15 protein-coding genes are annotated in these 15,659 nt (G+C 69.1%); 13 read left to right on the top strand and 2 right to left on the bottom strand.

What is annotated here, in order from left to right:
- Nucleotides 1-37 precede the first annotated feature (37 nt).
- The 4 genes from ASC81_RS02325 to ASC81_RS02310 are packed head-to-tail and all read left to right on the top strand — an operon-like array spanning nucleotide 38 to nucleotide 3,389.
- On the top strand, nucleotides 38-433 hold the full coding sequence (locus ASC81_RS02325; protein ID WP_056262190.1) for a hypothetical protein: 396 nt from the start codon (nucleotides 38-40) through the stop codon (nucleotides 431-433).
- Nucleotides 430-1,473, top strand: a complete 1,044-nt coding sequence (locus tag ASC81_RS02320) for a chemotaxis response regulator protein-glutamate methylesterase (RefSeq protein WP_056262188.1) — start codon at nucleotides 430-432, stop codon at nucleotides 1,471-1,473. The genes ASC81_RS02325 and ASC81_RS02320 overlap by 4 nt, the downstream gene beginning before the upstream one ends.
- Complete coding sequence (locus tag ASC81_RS02315; protein WP_056262185.1) at nucleotides 1,473-2,717, top strand: EAL domain-containing protein; 1,245 nt, start codon at nucleotides 1,473-1,475, stop codon at nucleotides 2,715-2,717. Before ASC81_RS02320 ends, ASC81_RS02315 begins: the two co-directional genes overlap by 1 nt.
- A gap of 21 nt (nucleotides 2,718-2,738) precedes the next feature.
- A complete protein-coding gene (locus ASC81_RS02310) occupies nucleotides 2,739-3,389 on the top strand; it encodes a response regulator (RefSeq protein WP_162253751.1) in 651 nt (216 codons plus the stop codon).
- A gap of 39 nt (nucleotides 3,390-3,428) precedes the next feature.
- Here ASC81_RS02310 and ASC81_RS02305 read toward each other — a convergent pair whose 3' ends face one another.
- Nucleotides 3,429-7,466, bottom strand: a complete 4,038-nt coding sequence (locus tag ASC81_RS02305) for an LAGLIDADG family homing endonuclease (RefSeq protein ID WP_200946675.1) — start codon at nucleotides 7,464-7,466, stop codon at nucleotides 3,429-3,431.
- Between the two features lie 58 nt (nucleotides 7,467-7,524).
- Nucleotides 7,525-8,094: a DUF1134 domain-containing protein gene (locus tag ASC81_RS02300; RefSeq protein ID WP_235533546.1), complete on the bottom strand. Its 570-nt coding sequence runs from the start codon at nucleotides 8,092-8,094 to the stop codon at nucleotides 7,525-7,527.
- Between the two features lie 99 nt (nucleotides 8,095-8,193).
- On the opposite strand from ASC81_RS02300, the gene ASC81_RS02295 reads away from it, so the two are divergent.
- The 9 genes from ASC81_RS02295 to ASC81_RS02255 all read left to right on the top strand — a co-directional run bounded on the left by ASC81_RS02295 (nucleotide 8,194) and on the right by ASC81_RS02255 (nucleotide 15,652).
- A complete protein-coding gene (locus ASC81_RS02295) occupies nucleotides 8,194-8,628 on the top strand; it encodes a hypothetical protein (RefSeq protein ID WP_056262180.1) in 435 nt (144 codons plus the stop codon).
- A 45-nt stretch (nucleotides 8,629-8,673) separates the two neighbouring features.
- Nucleotides 8,674-9,066, top strand: coding sequence for a PilZ domain-containing protein (locus tag ASC81_RS02290; protein ID WP_369820839.1), 393 nt, complete (start codon nucleotides 8,674-8,676; stop codon nucleotides 9,064-9,066).
- Between the two features lie 55 nt (nucleotides 9,067-9,121).
- A complete protein-coding gene (locus tag ASC81_RS02285; protein WP_056262175.1) occupies nucleotides 9,122-10,219 on the top strand; it encodes a sensor histidine kinase in 1,098 nt (365 codons plus the stop codon).
- Nucleotides 10,216-11,262, top strand: a complete 1,047-nt coding sequence (locus tag ASC81_RS02280) for a sensor histidine kinase (protein ID WP_056262173.1) — start codon at nucleotides 10,216-10,218, stop codon at nucleotides 11,260-11,262. Before ASC81_RS02285 ends, ASC81_RS02280 begins: the two co-directional genes overlap by 4 nt.
- Nucleotides 11,259-12,044: a LytR/AlgR family response regulator transcription factor gene (locus ASC81_RS02275; RefSeq protein ID WP_369820835.1), complete on the top strand. Its 786-nt coding sequence runs from the start codon at nucleotides 11,259-11,261 to the stop codon at nucleotides 12,042-12,044. The genes ASC81_RS02280 and ASC81_RS02275 overlap by 4 nt, the downstream gene beginning before the upstream one ends.
- Before the next feature lie 108 nt (nucleotides 12,045-12,152).
- Nucleotides 12,153-12,860: an ankyrin repeat domain-containing protein gene (locus ASC81_RS02270; RefSeq protein ID WP_056262168.1), complete on the top strand. Its 708-nt coding sequence runs from the start codon at nucleotides 12,153-12,155 to the stop codon at nucleotides 12,858-12,860.
- Nucleotides 12,861-12,954: 94 nt separating this feature from the next.
- The gene (locus ASC81_RS02265) at nucleotides 12,955-13,821 is read left to right on the top strand and encodes a hypothetical protein (protein WP_056262165.1); all 867 of its coding nucleotides are present in this window, start codon (nucleotides 12,955-12,957) and stop codon (nucleotides 13,819-13,821) included.
- The gene (locus tag ASC81_RS02260) at nucleotides 13,818-14,534 is read left to right on the top strand and encodes a response regulator (RefSeq protein WP_056262162.1); all 717 of its coding nucleotides are present in this window, start codon (nucleotides 13,818-13,820) and stop codon (nucleotides 14,532-14,534) included. The genes ASC81_RS02265 and ASC81_RS02260 overlap by 4 nt, the downstream gene beginning before the upstream one ends.
- Nucleotides 14,528-15,652, top strand: a complete 1,125-nt coding sequence (locus tag ASC81_RS02255; protein WP_056262160.1) for an ATP-binding protein — start codon at nucleotides 14,528-14,530, stop codon at nucleotides 15,650-15,652. The genes ASC81_RS02260 and ASC81_RS02255 overlap by 7 nt, the downstream gene beginning before the upstream one ends.
- The last annotated feature ends 7 nt before the right edge of the window (nucleotides 15,653-15,659 follow it).

The raw sequence follows: 15,659 nt of genomic DNA, 5'->3' as shown, positions 1-15,659 counted from the left end.
GCACGATTCGCGGCCTTGAATCGCCGGCGAACCGCGCATGGATGCGCGCCGCCAGTTCCAGGCCCGCCGTATCGCGCTGGCGGCTGCCCGCCAACACCAGGTTGATGGGCGGCTGCGCCTCCGACAGTTCTGGCCAGGCCTCATCAAGGGAGGCGGACGACCTGCAGGCCCTGGGCGTGGCGCCGGCCGACTGCGTGGCCAAGGTGTTCGGCGGCGGCGCGATGTTCGAGACCGGCCCGCGGCTCAGCTGCCCGACGTCGGCCGCAAGAACGGCGAGGCCGCGCGCGAGCTGCTACAGCAGCACGGCATTCCCATCGTTTCGGAGAGCCTGTTCGGCGACGGACACCGGCAGATCATCTTCAGCATCCGCACCGGCGAGGTCTGGATGCGCCACGTCACGCAGGCCCCGACCAGCGTCTGGGGGGATACATGAGCATCAAGGTCATGGTTGTCGACGACTCGGCCGTCGTGCGCCAGGTGCTCTCTGGCCTGCTGAACGCCGCATCGGGCATCGAGGTGCTGCACGCCGTGTCCGACCCGCTGCTGGCCATGGACCGCATCAAGACGGTCTGGCCCGATGTCATCGTGCTGGACGTCGAGATGCCGCGCATGGACGGCATCACCTTCCTGCGCCAGATCATGGCGCAGCGGCCGACGCCGGTCGTCATTTGCTCCACGCTGACCGAGAAGGGCGCGCAGACGTCGCTGGACGCGCTGTCGGCCGGCGCGGTCGCCATCGTCACCAAGCCCAAGCTCGACTTGAAAAACTTCCTGCAGTCCAACGCCAGTGAGTTGATAGGCGCCGTGCGCGCCAAGCTGACCGCCGATGCCGTCCTGCCTGGGCTGCCGCAAGGCGAAGGCCGCGCCCTGTCGCAGACGACCGAGCAGGTCGTCGCCATCGGCACGTCCACCGGCGGCACGCAGGCGCTGGAGGAGGTGCTGACCGCGCTGCCGCGCGTCTGCCCGGGCATCGTCATCGTGCAGCACATGCCCGAGAAGTTCACGGCCGCGGTCGCCGCGCGGTTGAACAGCCTGTCCGACATCGAGGTCAAGGAGGCCGCCAACAACGACCGCGTGCTGCCGGGCCGGGCGCTGATCGCGCCGGGTGGCAGGCACATGCTGCTGCGCCGCAACGGCGCCCAGTACTTCGTCGAGGTCACCGACGGGCCGCTGGTGAACCGCCACCGTCCGTCGGTGGACGTGCTGTTCCGCTCGGTCAGCCGCTGCGCAGGCGCGAATGCCCTGGGCATCATCATGACGGGCATGGGCGACGACGGCGCGGCGGGCCTGCTGGAGATGCGCCAGGCCGGCGCGCGCACGCTGGGCCAGGACGAGCGCAGCTGCGTCGTCTACGGCATGCCCAAGGAGGCGGTCAAGCGCGGCGCCGTCGAGCGCAGCGTGGCGCTCTCCACCATCGCGGCCGAGATCGTGCAGCAGATGTCGCGTGGCGGCGCCATCCGAGGTGAATCATGATGTCCAGCATGGGCCCGGACGAGATCGCCCAGCTCGTCGCCCTCGTCGTCGAGGACAGCGCCGTGCAGCGCAATCAGCTGGTGTCCCTGGTGCGCGACCTCAAGATCGGCACGGTGCTGGAGGCGGACGATGGCCTAGAAGCCCTGCGACTGCTGAAGCAGCAGGCCCAGCGCCGCATCTTCCTCGTCATCACCGATGTCGACATGCCCGGCATGGACGGCATCGAGCTGATCGGCCACCTCGCCGAGGGCAATCAGGTCGAGAACCTGATCGTCACCAGTGCCTGCGACCCACGCCTGCTGGAGACGGTGGAGAGCATGGGCGCTGGCGATGAACGACTGCACCTGCTGGGAACGCTGCCCAAGCCGGTTACCGCAGCAGGGCTGGCGCGACTGCTGAACGACGCTCGCAGCCGTACCGGCACCAGCGGCCGGCCACCGTTCGAGCCTGACCACGACGACATCTGCCGGGGCCTGAGCGCCAGCGAATTCATCCCCTTCTTCCAGCCCAAGGTCAGCTTTGCCACCGGGCTGGTGACAGGCGTCGAAGCGCTGGCACGGTGGCGCCATCCCGAGCACGGTCTGCTTGGGCCTCAAGCCTTCATTCCCCTCATGGAGGGCACGCCGCTGATGGGGCGCTTCACCTTGTCCATCGTCGAGCAGGGCCTGCGGCAGCTGAACGCCTGGACCGAAGTTCTTCCCCTGCTGACGCTGTCGCTCAATCTGGCGGCGGACGACTTGGCCGACCAGCGCTTCGTGGACCAGCTGACCGAACTCGTGGCGCGCCACGGGGCCAAGCCGGCATCGGTCACCTGGGAAGTGACCGAAACCATGCTGATGAACGGACGATCCATGGCCAATCTGGCTCGCCTCGGGCTCAAGGGCTTCGGGCTGTCCATGGACGACTACGGCATCGGCTACTCGTCCATGCAGACCTTGTCGCGCAGCCCGTTCACCGAACTGAAGATCGACCGCGCCTTCGTCACCGGCGCCAGTGAGCGAAGCAATCGGCGCGCCATCCTGATGGGTTCTCTCGACATCGGCCGGCGCCTGGGCGTCTGCACCGTCGCCGAGGGCGTGGAGACCACCGAAGACTGGCGGTTGCTGGCGGAACTGGGCTGCGAGATGGCTCAGGGCTACCTCATCGCCAAACCCATGCCGGCCGCTGAACTGCTCAGCTGGATCCCCACGCATCGCGCCCGACTGCGGGCCTTGGCCGCGCCGATACACGGCAGCGTTGCTTAGACTCTGCAGCAGATGTCAGACATGCCCTCCAACGCCGCGTCGCCTTCTTACTCCACCGCCGAAGTGGCCAGACGCCTTGGCGTCTCGACCCCGACCGTTCAACGCTGGGTCGACCTTGGCCATCTGAAAGCCTGGAAAACCATCGGCGGCCACCGGCGCATCGATGCTGAAAGCGTGCGCATCTTCAGCGAAAGCCGCGCTCAGCCCTTGCGTGATGAAGCCGCACCACTGGCCATGGAACCGGCCAAGAAGGTCGGCACGGTGTCGGCCTCGTCGCTGAACGTCGTGGTGGTCGACGACAACCCCGATGACCGTGACGTTCTCGGTGCCCTTGTCGAAGAAGCCTTGCCGGGCGCCGTGCTCAACCTCGCCGAGAACGGCTTCGAAGCCCTGCTGCTCATCGGCAACATCGCCCCGCAGGTCGTGATCACCGACGTGATGATGCCGCACATGGACGGGATCGAAATGCTCAAGCAACTGTCGATGGCACAGCGACACCGGCCAGCAGTCATCCTGGCGGTGTCCTCGCGGTCCAGCGAAGACTTGGCACGGCTGGGCACACTGCCGCGGGATGTGCAGTTCATCGCCAAGCCGATCGAGCCGCAGCACTTCATCCAAGCACTCAGAGCCGCCGCGATGGCCGCGGGCCTGCTGCCCGCTGCGGTTTCGTAGGCGGCGAGCGTCAAGCCTTAGCCGACGGCGGGCCGACCCTCAGCCGCATTGCCCCACATAGCCGCAGGCTGTGCAGAAATCGCAGCCGTCCTTGTGGATCATGGTCGCGTTGCCGCACTCCGGGCAGGGCTTGCCGGCCTGGACCTGCAAGGTGCCGGCCGCCGCCGCGAGCTTGGGCGCCGGCGTCTGCAGCAAGCCCATGTCGGTCAGCGGCTGGCCGGCTTCGTCGAGGATGCCGAGCATCGCGTAGCGGTGGATGACGAGACGGGCGACATAGGCCACGGTCGACGGCCAGACCTGCTGGCGACGCTCACCGTTCAGCGTCGGCACCGGTGCCAAGAAGTGGCCCAGCGGCTCGCCGACGTTGAGCAGCTTGCGCAGCTTCATCGCGATCCAGCCCGGGTCCATCACACGCATGTCCAGCGACAGCAGCCGCGCCAGGCCGTCAAGCGCCTTGGGATAGTTGCCCGAGAAGCCCATCGCGCAGGGGCGCATGACGCTGCCGCCATCGGGGGTGGGCAGCACCACCTCCTTGAGCGTCAGCGTGAACTGCTCGTTGGTGGCCGGGTTGTCCACGTCCACGGCCCAGGCCAGCGTGCCCGACACCCCCGTGCGCGGCTCGCTGCGGCTGAACATCGCGTCGACGACCGGCGTCGGCCCGCCTTCGGCCAGCGCGCCCAGCTGCTCGCAGCGCCAGCGGATGACAGCGGCCGTCGCTGCAACGACACCGGGGAAGAGGCGCTTCTCGCCGCTCGGCGGCATGGGCATCTCGAAGGCGCGCTCCTCGGCCACGGTGGCCAGCGCATCCAGCTTGAGGCGCAGCCAGGCGGCGTCGTTGGTGCGCAGGTCGGTCGACAAGGTCTTGGCGAGTGCCGCCAGGCCACGCGGCTGCTCGGCGCCGTTGACCCAGACCTCGAAGGGCAGGTTGCGGCCGAACAGGCCGCCGTCGGGGCCGTCCAGCGGCAGCTCGCCGATGAAGAGGGCGAAGTCGCCATGCGGATGCTGGATCAGGTAGCTCCAGGCCGGGTTGCCGCCGGGCATGTCGGGGCGGCTGGGCCAGCGCAGCGACGCGACGACGGCGTTGGGCAGGCGCTCGACACGCAGGCGCTGGTTGGCACCGTCGATATCTGCTCGCAACGGTTCGGGCTGCTTGACCTCCGGGGTGACCGACAACACCGAGCCCAGCACGCTGTTCGGCCGGTAAGTGGCCAGGCCCTTGAGCTTGGTCTGCCAGGCCTGGATGTAGAGGTTCTGGAAGTCCTCGTACGGGTAGTCGGCCGGCACGTTGACGGTCTTGCTGATCGACGTGTCGATGTAAGGCGCCACGGCCGCCACCATGGACGCGTGGTCGGCCGCGCTCAATTCCAGCGCGGTGACGAAGGCGTCGCTGAGCGGCGCGTCGGCGCCGAAGAGATGTCTATACAGCCGCCAGGCATGGTCCTCGACGGCGTACTCCTTGAAGCCGCCGCCCTCGGCCTGGCCGAGGCGCTTCTTGCGCGTGTAGGTCCACGAGAACGCCGGCTCGATGCCGTTGCTCGCGTTGTCGGCAAAGGCCAGGCTGATGGTGCCGGTGGGCGCGATGGACAGCAGGTGCGAGTTGCGCAGGCCCTGGGCGCGAATCTTGTCCTTCAGCCCCTGCGGCAGGCGCGACGCAAAGCTGCCGCCGGAGAGATACAGGTCGGCATTGAACAGCGGGAAGCTGCCGCGCTCAGCGGCGATGTCGCTGGACGCCGCATAGGCTGCATCGCGCATGACCTCGCTGATGCGGCCGGCCATGTCGCGCGCCGCCTGCGTGTCGTAGCGCAGGTTCAGCATGACGAGGGCATCGCCCAGGCCGGTAAAGCCCAGGCCGACGCGGCGCTTGTTGGCGGCTTCCTGCTGCTGTGCCGGCAGCGGCCAGGGCGTCACGTCAAGCACGTTGTCCAGCATGCGCGTGGCCACGGCCACGACCTCGGCAAAGCCGGCTTCGTCGAAGGCCGGCTTGGCGCTGAACGGGTCGCGCACGAAGCGCGTCAGGTCGATGGAGCCGAGGCAGCAGCAGCCGTAGGGCGGAAGTGGCTGCTCCGCGCAGTTGTGAACATAGAGCCCGTTCGCATCGAAGGCATGCACGTGCTCGACAGTCACGTCGTAGACCGCATCAACGCCGTCGGGCTCGATAGTCTCGACCGTGGCCGTGAAGCGCTCGCGATTCAGCTCTCGGCGATAGGCGCCGAGCAGTTCATTCAGGCGCGACTGCTTGGCGCTATCCTCGAAACCAACCTGCTCGGCATAGCGCCGCAGGTTGTCACCGCTGATGACCAACTCATGCACGGCGCGGCGCTTGTAGTCGGCCGCACCGCCGCGACCGTCGGGCATCCGGTGCAGGCCAGCGGGATGTCGGTCACGATAGATGGTCGATGCGATTCCCAACCGAGCCAACATGCGTTGAACGGCTTGCAGTTGGGCCATATCGGCCTGCGTCAGGCGAACGCTGACGCCCTTGTCCTGGGCACCCTGCACGGAACCGTCGGCATCGAACAGGCCGCGCAGCAGACCTCGGTGAAAGTCCGACGAGGTGGCCTCCATGGCTGGCGTGATGCGCTTGTCGCCCGGCGTCGCACCCAGCGCTGCGGCCAGATCGCGCAGGCCGGTGGACGCAAGCCGGAACTCACCACGGCCGGCAATCGGACGCTGCCAACCTTTGAAATCCGAGCGACTGACGATGGTGGCCTTCATCGCCGCCTCGGCAGCGCGCATGACGCTGTCGACGCTGGCCGGCCGGTGGCTCACGTCACTGCCGACTGCTTTCAGTTCGGGCGCCCAGACCGACAGCACGGCCTTGTCGGCCTTTAGCGTGCCGTCACCGATCAGCAGGCCCAGCAGATAGCCCTCGGCCTCGCTGCGCGGGCCGTCCCAGCCTTGCAGCGCGCGGTGATCGTGCAGCATCAGCTCATCGCCCGGGCGCACATCGGCAGCGGGCGCCCATTCGGCTTCGACGAGATAGCGCGTCTTGCGCGTGACGCGGCGCACCGGGTGGTCGCCGGTCAGGCGCAGCGCCCGGCCTTCGCGGGTGGACAGCTTCAACACCGGTTTCACGCCGGTGGCGAAGAAGCCAGCCGATTCGGTCGCATATGCCTTGCCGTCGACGATGGCATGGAAGGGCTTGCCGATCAGCTCGCCCACCTGGCGCGGGCCTTCGCTGGTCAGCGTCCAGGTGTCCGCCGTCACGCACGGATTCGTCGCCGCAATCGTCTCGCAGTAATGCAGGTTGTTGTCGGCATTGATGCGGTCCAGGAACAGCACGCCGGGCTCGGCGTGGTCGTAGGTGGAGCGCATGACCTGGTCCCAGAGGTCACGGGCGCGCACCTTGCGGTAGACCCATTGCCCGTCGCCGCGCTGGTAGGCGCCCGCCTCGATCTGCTCGGCGCTCGGCTGCGCCCGGTGTGCCAGCTCGACGACACCGTCGGCCTGGACGGCCTCCATGAAGGTGTCGGTCACGCCGATGGAGATGTTGAAGTTGCGCAGGTCGCCCTGGTCCTTGGCGTGGATGAAGGCCTCGATGTCGGGGTGGTCGCAGCGCAGCACGCCCATCTGCGCGCCACGGCGGCTGCCGGCGCTCTCGACCGTCTCGCAGCTGCGGTCGAACACGCGCATGTAGCTGATGGGGCCGGAGGCATGGCTGCGCGTCGAGCCGACCCAGGCGCCGGCCGGGCGGATGCGGCTGAAGTCGTAGCCGACGCCGCCGCCGCGACGCATGGTCTCGGCGGCTTCGGTCAGCGCCGTGTAGATGCCCGGCACGCCGTCCTCGGGGGTGGCGATGGAGTCGCCCACCGGCTGCACGAAGCAGTTGATCAGCGTGGCCGACAGCTCGGTGCCGGCGGCCGACATGATGCGGCCGGCGGGCACGAAGCCGCGCTTCTGCGCATCGAGGAAGGCGGCCGCCCAGCGCGCGCGGTCGGCCGGTTTCTCGGCCTGGGCCAACGCCCGGGCGACGCGTTCGCGCAGCTCGTCGGGTGTCTGTTCGCCGCCCTTGGCGTATTTCTCGATGAGGACTTCGCTGGAGATGTCCTGCACCGGCAGGTCGTGGGTGGTGGTCACGGTTCGCCCCGGATAAATGCTGTATGAAAATACAGTCTACGCCTGCCGGCGACGACGCTCAGAAGGGGTTGAGGCTCTTCTCGCGTCGGTAGTGCAAATAGCCGACGCTGGCACCCGCGCGCAGGCCCACGCCCAGGCGGATGGGCGCCAGCGTGATGCCGTTCAGGCGCTGGTAATTGATGCCGGCGCCGCCGATGTAGTAGAGGCTGCCGTCCACGCCGGGGAAGCGCTGGTAGATGGCGCTGGCCTTGGGCAGCTTGTAGACGAGCGTGAAGACCTTGGACGCATTGGCGCCCAGGTCGAAACCGATGGACGGCCCGGCCCAGAACACCTTGGACGCGGCGCCGCCCTTCATCAGCAACTCGCCCTCGCCATAGCGCAGCCCCACGGTGATGGCCGCCGAGGCTTCCTCGCCCTTGATGTAGGCATTGGGCCTGCCTTGCTCCTTGAAAGCCTTCTCGACCACCTTGGCCAGCCCTTCGGTGGTCTGGCCGAAGAAGTCGGTGGCCGCCTTCAGGATGGAATCCTGGTCATAGGTGGCGTCCTGGTCGTCCGCAGCAAGAGCGGGCAGGGCCGCGGCGGTGGCCAGGGCGGCGAGGTGTTGCAGATGCTGGCGGCGGTCGATCACGGCGGCTCTCCTGATGCCTTGGGTGAGGGGGCAGCATAAACAAGCCAGTGTGAAGTTTGGCCACCTCTTGCCGCTGCACACAACCTAGACTGAGCCCCCATGTCGTCCAACCCCGACCTCCAGAGGCTTTCCGCCGCGCTCGAATACGTGGACCTCGCCGCCGGCCTCTACTTGGCGGGCGGCGCGGACCAGGCAGCGCGCCTGCTGGCCGCCGCCGCCGAGCAGCAGCTCGGCGACCTGGTGCGCCTCATCGACGCCCCCAGCGCAACGGTCGACATGCGGGAGCTGCTGGCGCGCATCGCGCGGGCGCACCGGCCGGCCGTCGTCGCACCGCGACCGGCCGCCGGGTCTGACTGGGAAGATGAGCCAGTCGCGCCCGATGCCACGCGGGACGAGATCGTGGCCTATCTGCGCGCGTCCTGGTTCATGCTCGAAGCCATGGGCCTGGCGTCGCTGGCGCCCGAGCGCCTGCAGCAGGCCGTGGAGCACAGCACCGTCTTCAGCAGCGGCGCCGCGCTGGAACCTTTCGTCTAGGATGGGCCGCGCCCAGCCGCCTGTGCACGCCCGCCCCGGGAGACCATCATCAGCACCGAACGCCGCCAATTCACCCGCGTCGCCTTTGCCGCCGGCGCCGAGCTGATCACGACCCAGGAGCACCTGACCTGTCAGGTGCTGGACATCTCGCTCAAGGGCGTGCTGCTGGAGCTGCCCGCCGGCAAGACAGCCCAGGTGGGCATGCCCTGCTTGGTCAAGATGCCGCTGGGCAACCACCACAGCGACAGCAGCGACGTGGTCATCGCCATGGCCGGCGAGCTGGCGCATGTCGAGGGCGCCCATGCGGGCGTGATCTGCCGCAGCATCGACATCGAGTCCATCACCCACCTGCGCCGCCTCATCGAGTTCAACCTCGGCGACCCGGCGGCCTCGGAACGGGAACTCAAGGCGCTGATTGCCGCGGCCAAGCCGGCCTGACGCGAGTTCGTCGCTTCCCGCCCCGCACCGCAGCGGCCCGCCGAGAATGGGCCGAATGGAGCCCCTCAGCCCCCTGCAAGCCTTTCGCCGTGTCTGCAATCTGCGCATGCTGGCAGGCGTCTACTACTTCTGCCTGCTGCATGCCATCTCGCGCGCGCTGGTCTGGTTCGGCGAGAGCGACAAGAACGTTGGCGATGCGCTTTTCGACCTGATCCGCTTCAGCCGCCAGTCCCTGCTGACCGGCGTCTCGCTGCTGCTGCTGGTCGCGCTGGCCGAGGCCCTGCTGGCCGGCCGGCGCTGGAGGCTGCCGGCCGCACTGACGGTGCAGGCCCTGGCCGTCGGCCTGGGCGCCGCGCTCGGCACCTATCTGCGCTATGTCGTTGCGGCCATGGACGACGCCAGCATGCGGGTCAAGCCCGGCTGGGTTGTGTCGACCATCGCGCTGTGGACGCTGCTGGGCGGCATGGCCTATGCGCTGCTGCGCGTCAGCCACGCCCAGCGGCAGGGGCGCGACGAGCTGACACGCCTGTTCCGTGAACGCGAGGCCCTCAAGGCCCAGCAGACCGAGGCCCAGCTGTCGGCGCTGAATGCGCAGATCGAGCCCCACTTCCTGTTCAACACGCTGGCCAACGTCAAGCGCCTGTACGAGACCCAGCCCGAGCGCGGCCGCGACATGCTGGTGGCGCTGATCGCCTACCTGCGCGCCGCCCTGCCCGGCATGCGCCGGCACGAGTCGACGCTGGCCGACGAGCTTGAGCTGGTGCGCCACTACCTGGCCATCCTGCAGATGCGCATGGGCGAGCGCCTGTCCTTCGGCATCAGCGCGCCGCCCGAGCTGCTGGGGGCGCATCTACCCACGCTGGTCCTGCCGACGCTGGTGGAAAACGCCATCAAGCATGGCCTGTCGCCGCTGCCCGAAGGCGGCCGCATCGAGATCCGCGCCGCGCATGCGGCGGGCGGTGGCATGACCGTCGAAGTGGCCGACAACGGCCAGGGCTTCGGCACGGCGACCGGCGGCGCGGGCGTGGGCCTGGCCAACACGCGGGCGCGGTTGGCGGCCCGCTTCGGCGACGAAGCCGCGTTGGAGCTGGAGGCCGTGCAGCCGCGCGGCGTCGTCGCCCGCGTGCGCATCCCGGCAGAGGCGTTGGCATGATCCGCCACGTGCTGCAGTCCTGGCGCTCGCTGCGCCCCAAGGAGGCCCTGGCCTTCATCAGCGCCGGGCTGCTGTTCGGTGCCATCGACCTGACCTTGCTGCTGGAGCTGCCCGTCGGCGACCAGCTGCCCCAGGTGGTAGCGCGCCACCTCGTCGTGCCGCTGGTCAGCTGCGTCGTGCTGCTGCTGTGCTGGTTGCCGGCGGCGCGCAGCAATCCCGTGCACCCCGCGCGACGCCAGCGCCTGGTCGCCGCAACCCTGATCGGCTCGGTGCTGACCATCGCCGTCGTCTACCCGCTGGCCGCCGCCCTGCCCTGGCCCTCGCTGTGCGACGTGTACTCGATGACGCGCGGCAAGCCCAAGTGCAACGTGTTTCGCTTCACCGCCGTCATCGGCAACACGCTGTGGGTCTTCATGCCCGCGCTGATGATCGTCGGCGTGCTGGAGTTCCTGACACTGCGCCGCCGCCAGGACCAGGCCGCCCAGGACCTGCTGCGCGAACACAGCCAGCTGCGCCGCCATGCGCTGGCCTCGCGCCTGGCCGCACTGCAGGCCCAGGTCGACCCGGCCCTGCTGTTCGACGCCCTCGTCGCCGTCGAACAGGCCTATGACCGTCGCGACGCGAGCGCCAGCGCCCGGCTGGAGCGGCTGATCCGCCACTTGCGCGTGGCGCTGCCGCGCTTGCGCGATGCCGGCGCTACGCTGGGCAGCGAGGCCGAGCTGATCGCCAGCTACCTCGATTTGCTGCGCGACCTGGGCGGCGACCCGCCCACCTTCGACTGCGAGCTCGGCAAGCGCGGCGCGGCGCAGTTGCCGCCGATGCTGCTGCTGCCGCTGGTACAGCGCGCCGTGCGCCTGGGCCACCCTGGCCACTGCTGGCTGAACGTCAATGGCCGCATCACGCTGGGCTTCGACGAGGAAGGCCTGTGCAGCGACGATGCCGACCTCGCTTCGCTGCGCGAACGGCTGGCGGTGCTGGGCGCGCAACTCGTCTGCCGCAGCGGCGAAGGCCGCACGGAATTCACGTTGGAACTTCCCGCATGAGCATGAGTCTGATCGCACCTACCGCCGTGGTCGCCGAAGACGAAGCCGCCCTGCGCGGCGAACTGGTCGAACAACTCGGCAAGCTCTGGCCCGATCTCAGCATCGTCGGCGAGGCCGCCGATGGCCTGGAGGCGCTGCGCCTGCTGGACCAGCACCAGCCCGACATTCTTTTTCTCGACATCGAGATGCCCGGCGCCACCGGCATCGACGTGGCCCGCCAGGTCGGCGGTCGCGCCCATGTCGTCTTCGTCACCGCCTACGACCAGTACGCGATTGCCGCCTTCGACCAGGGCGCCGTCGACTACCTGCTCAAGCCGCTGGCCGGTGCCCGCCTGTTCACCGCCATCTCGCGGCTGAAGGCCCGCCTCGGCCAGGGTCAGCCGCCGGCGCAGATCGGTGGCGTGCTGGACCAGCTCGGCGCCCGGCCCGCCGAGGTCACGCCGTCAGCAGCACGGGCACCGCTGCGCTGGATCAACGCCTCGGTGGGCCAGACGCTGCGCCTCATCACCGTCGACGAGGTCATGTTCTTCCAGAGCGACAACAAGTACACCCGGCTCGGGTTGAAGGACGGCGAGGCGCTGATCCGCAAGCCGCTGAAAGAGTTGATCGACGAACTCGACCCGCAGCAGTTCTGGCAGATCCACCGCTCCACGCTGGTCAACGTGAACTCGATTGCCAGCGTGAGCCGGGACTTCCGGGGGCGGATGCAGATCAAGCTGAAGCATGGCAGCGAGATGCTGCTTGTTGCCGAAAGCTGCGCGCACTTGTTCCGCCAGATGTGATGCGGTTGTCCTTTTGACTCGTTGCCGAGTCAAACAGGTTCTCCACAAAATCACCCAGAGCCACAGGGCCCTGCCAACACAATCTGCCGATCAATCCGGAGGCCCGCCATGACCGATGACGAACGCTTCGCCCGCATCGCCGACGGCCGCACCGACCTGGTCTTCGAACTGATGGCCGCCGGCCATCCCGCCAGCGCGACCGACCGCGACGGCGTGAGTCTGATCACCTGGTGTGCTTACTACGGCGACGTCAGCGGCCTGCGCCACCTCCTGACGGGGGGCGAGACGCTCACCGCGCTCGGCGACGACCTGGGCCTCGGCGTCGCGGCCTTCCACGGCCACTGGCGCCTGTGCCAGTTCCTCACCGAGCAGGGCGCCGACGTCAATCAAGCGCAGGCCGACACCGGCGAGACGCCGCTGCACATGGCCGTGTGCAAGGCCAACCGGCCCGACTACGACCACGTCGTCGAGGTGCTGCTGGCCCATGGCGCCGATCCGAACCGCGCGACGACGCCCGGCGTGGAAACCAGCTGCTTCATGCGCGACACACGCACCCGCGGTGAGACGCCGCTGCACCGCGCCGCTGCCTTCTGCAGCGCAGAAACCATCGAGCGCCTGATCGCGCACGGCGCCCGCATCGACGCCCAGGACGCCCACGGCGACTCGCCGCTCAGCTGGGCCAGCTGGCACCTGCGCCCCGATGCGCTGCTCAGGCGACTTTGCCACGGCCGCTTCTCCATCTCGCCGTCACGCCACTCGACCTACGACCACGGCGAGGGCTGGGAAGTGATGGGCGTGGGGCGGCCTCACGTCTGATCACGCGCTGCGTGTCCACCTTGACACAATCTGCCGATCCGCCCGACACATCGCGGCGATGCAATGCCTCCATTCCCACCCGAAGGAGACCGCAATGCACCACGACCACGACCACGACCACGACCTCGGCCTGGCCCATGACCTGAGCCGACTGCACCAGCAGGCTTTCGAGCGCCGCACCGCGCTGCGCTGGCTGCTCGGCGCCGGCGCAGCGACGATTGCTGGCTGCGGTGGCGGCGGCAGCAGCGAGGCGGCCACGGCGTCGCCTGCGCCCAGCCCGGCCCCGTCGCCGTCCCCGGCGCCATCCCCGAGCAGCTGCTCCGTCATCCCTTCCGAAACCGAAGGCCCTTACCCGGGCGACGGCTCCAACAGCGCCAATGGCAGCATCGCCAACGTGCTGGCCCTGTCCGGCGTCGTGCGCAGCGACATCCGCGCCAGCATTGCCGGTGCCAGCGGCATCGCCACCGGCGTGCCGCTTCAGGTCATCATCGAGCTCGTGAACACCAACGCCTCCTGCGCCGACCTGTCCGGCTACGCCATTTACCTGTGGCATTGCGACGCGCTGGGCCGCTACTCGATGTACTCCAGCGGCGTGACCGGCGAGAACTACCTGCGCGGCGTGCAGGCCACCGGCAGCGACGGCACGGCGACCTTCCAGACCATCTACCCGGGCTGCTACGCCGGGCGCGTGCCGCACATGCACTTCGAGGTCTACCGCAGCACGACGACGGCGACCCACGGGAACAACAAGCTGCGCACCTCGCAGCTGTGCTTTCCCGCAGACGTCAACACGGCCGTCTACGCAACCAGCGGTTATGGCAACAGCGCCGCCAACGACAACGCCATCAGCCTGACGAGCGACGGCATCTTCAGCGACGGCTACACGACGCAGTTGTGCACCGTCACGGGCTCGGTCAGTGCCGGCTATGTGGCGACATTGAGGGTAGGTGTCGCCGGATGAATGGACATTGCCTGGTCGTCGACGACGACGCCGAGATCCGCGCGAGCCTGACCGCCTATCTGCAGGGGTTCGGCTGGCAGGTCAGCGCGGCGGCGGACGGCCAGGCGATGCGCCGGCAGATGGCCGCGTCGCGGCCCGAGGTCATCGTCCTGGACTTGATGCTGCCGGGCGAGGACGGCCTGGCGCTGTTGCGCTGGCTCGGCATGCAGGCTGACGCGCCGCCGGTGCTGATGCTGACCGCACGAGGCGACACGATGAGCCGCGTCGTCGGCCTGGAGCTGGGCGCCGACGACTACCTGGCCAAACCCTTCGAGCCGCGCGAACTGGTGGCGCGGCTGCAGGCGCTGGTGCGGCGTGCGAACAAGGGCCCGGGCGTGGCGGTGGACGAGGACACACGGCTGCTGCGCTTCGGCCGCTGGCGCTTTGACCGCATGACACGCCAGCTCATCAGTCCCGACAACGTCGGCATTGCGCTGTCCAGCGCCGAGTTCCGCCTGCTGGCAGCCTTCGTGCAGCGCCCGGGCCGCGTGCTCAATCGTGACCAGCTCATCGAACTGACCCGCGCGCCCGGCGTCGAGGTCAACGACCGCAGCATCGACCTGGCGGTGTCGCGCCTGCGCGCCAAGCTCGGCGACACGGCGCGCGAGCCGGCGCTGATCCGCACCGTGCGCGGCGAGGGTTATCTGCTTGACGCCAAGGTGAGCCCGTGCTGACGCGTTGGAAGTCCTGGGACAGCCTGGGCCTGCGCCTGTTTCTGTTGATGTGGGCCGCGCTGGCGCTGAGCCATCTGGCCGCCTGGAGCCTGGTGTCGCAGACGCTGTCAGCCGGCGGGGCGATGGACCGCCCTGGGCCGCCGCCGATGCATGCTGAAGGCGGCCGCCCCACGCCGCCACCTGACGGGTTTGGCGATGGGCCGCCGCCGCGCCCCGAGGCGGTGGGGCGCATGCCCACCTTCCCGTCGCTGCCGCCCAGCCTGCCGTGGAGCGCCACCCTCGTCGACTACGGTGTGCGCTTGTTCGTCATCGCGCTGGCGGCCTGGTGGGGCTCGCGCTGGCTGGCCCGGCCGGTGCGCCGCCTCGTGCGCGCCGCGCAGCAGCTGACGCCGGCGCTGGCGCAGGGCCGCCCGGCGCCCGAGTTGAACGAGGACGGCGGCACGCGCGAGGTGCGCGACGCGGCGGCCGTGTTCAACCGCATGGCGTCGGAACTGAGCGGTCAGTTCGAGGAACGCGGCCTGATGATTGCGGCCATCTCGCATGACCTGCGCACGCCGTTGACGCGCATGCGGCTGCGGCTGGAGACGGGCGAGGTCGAGGCCAGGGTGCGCGAACGCTGCATCGACGACCTGCGCGAGATGGACCAGCTGGTCGAAAGCGTCATCGAGGTCTTCCGCCCGGCCACGGTGGCCGAGGCCCAACGTGTCGACCTGTCGGCGCTGGCGCAGTCGGCCGTCGACGACCTGGCCGAGACCGGCGCCGCGGTCAGCTTCGAGGGACCGCCCGCCGTCGTCGCAGCCGACCCGCTGGCGCTGCGCCGCGTCGTCGACAACCTCGTGGGCAATGCGCTGCGCTATGCGGGTCAGGCGCGCGTTCGCGTCGACCTCGCTGCCGGCGTGACCCGGCTCGTCGTCGAGGACGACGGCCCTGGCATCCCCGAGGCCCAACTGGAACGCGTGCGCCAGCCCTTCCGTCGCGTTGAGGGCTCGCGCAACCGCGAGACGGGCGGCACCGGTCTGGGGCTGTACATCGCGCAGCAGCTGGCGCGGCGCCAGGGGGCCGTGCTGGTCTTGAGCAACCGGCCGGAGGGCGGCTTGCGGGCCGAGGTGGTGTTCTAGCCGGCCA

Origin of the sequence: Pelomonas sp. Root405, from assembly GCF_001425165.1 — a bacterium.
In the GTDB taxonomy this organism is placed as follows: Bacteria; Pseudomonadota; Gammaproteobacteria; order Burkholderiales; family Burkholderiaceae_C; genus Pelomonas.
This window is presented reverse-complemented; position numbering and strand designations above follow the sequence as displayed.

Coding starts and splice junctions, on each gene's coding strand:
- ASC81_RS02325 (WP_056262190.1), top strand. CDS start 38: ATGGATGCGCGCCGCCAGTTCCAGGCCCGCCGTATCGCGCTGGCGGCT.
- ASC81_RS02320 (WP_056262188.1), top strand. CDS start 430: ATGAGCATCAAGGTCATGGTTGTCGACGACTCGGCCGTCGTGCGCCAG.
- ASC81_RS02315 (WP_056262185.1), top strand. CDS start 1,473: ATGTCCAGCATGGGCCCGGACGAGATCGCCCAGCTCGTCGCCCTCGTC.
- ASC81_RS02310 (WP_162253751.1), top strand. CDS start 2,739: ATGCCCTCCAACGCCGCGTCGCCTTCTTACTCCACCGCCGAAGTGGCC.
- ASC81_RS02295 (WP_056262180.1), top strand. CDS start 8,194: ATGTCGTCCAACCCCGACCTCCAGAGGCTTTCCGCCGCGCTCGAATAC.
- ASC81_RS02285 (WP_056262175.1), top strand. CDS start 9,122: ATGGAGCCCCTCAGCCCCCTGCAAGCCTTTCGCCGTGTCTGCAATCTG.
- ASC81_RS02280 (WP_056262173.1), top strand. CDS start 10,216: ATGATCCGCCACGTGCTGCAGTCCTGGCGCTCGCTGCGCCCCAAGGAG.
- ASC81_RS02275 (WP_369820835.1), top strand. CDS start 11,259: ATGAGCATGAGTCTGATCGCACCTACCGCCGTGGTCGCCGAAGACGAA.
- ASC81_RS02270 (WP_056262168.1), top strand. CDS start 12,153: ATGACCGATGACGAACGCTTCGCCCGCATCGCCGACGGCCGCACCGAC.
- ASC81_RS02265 (WP_056262165.1), top strand. CDS start 12,955: ATGCACCACGACCACGACCACGACCACGACCTCGGCCTGGCCCATGAC.
- ASC81_RS02260 (WP_056262162.1), top strand. CDS start 13,818: ATGAATGGACATTGCCTGGTCGTCGACGACGACGCCGAGATCCGCGCG.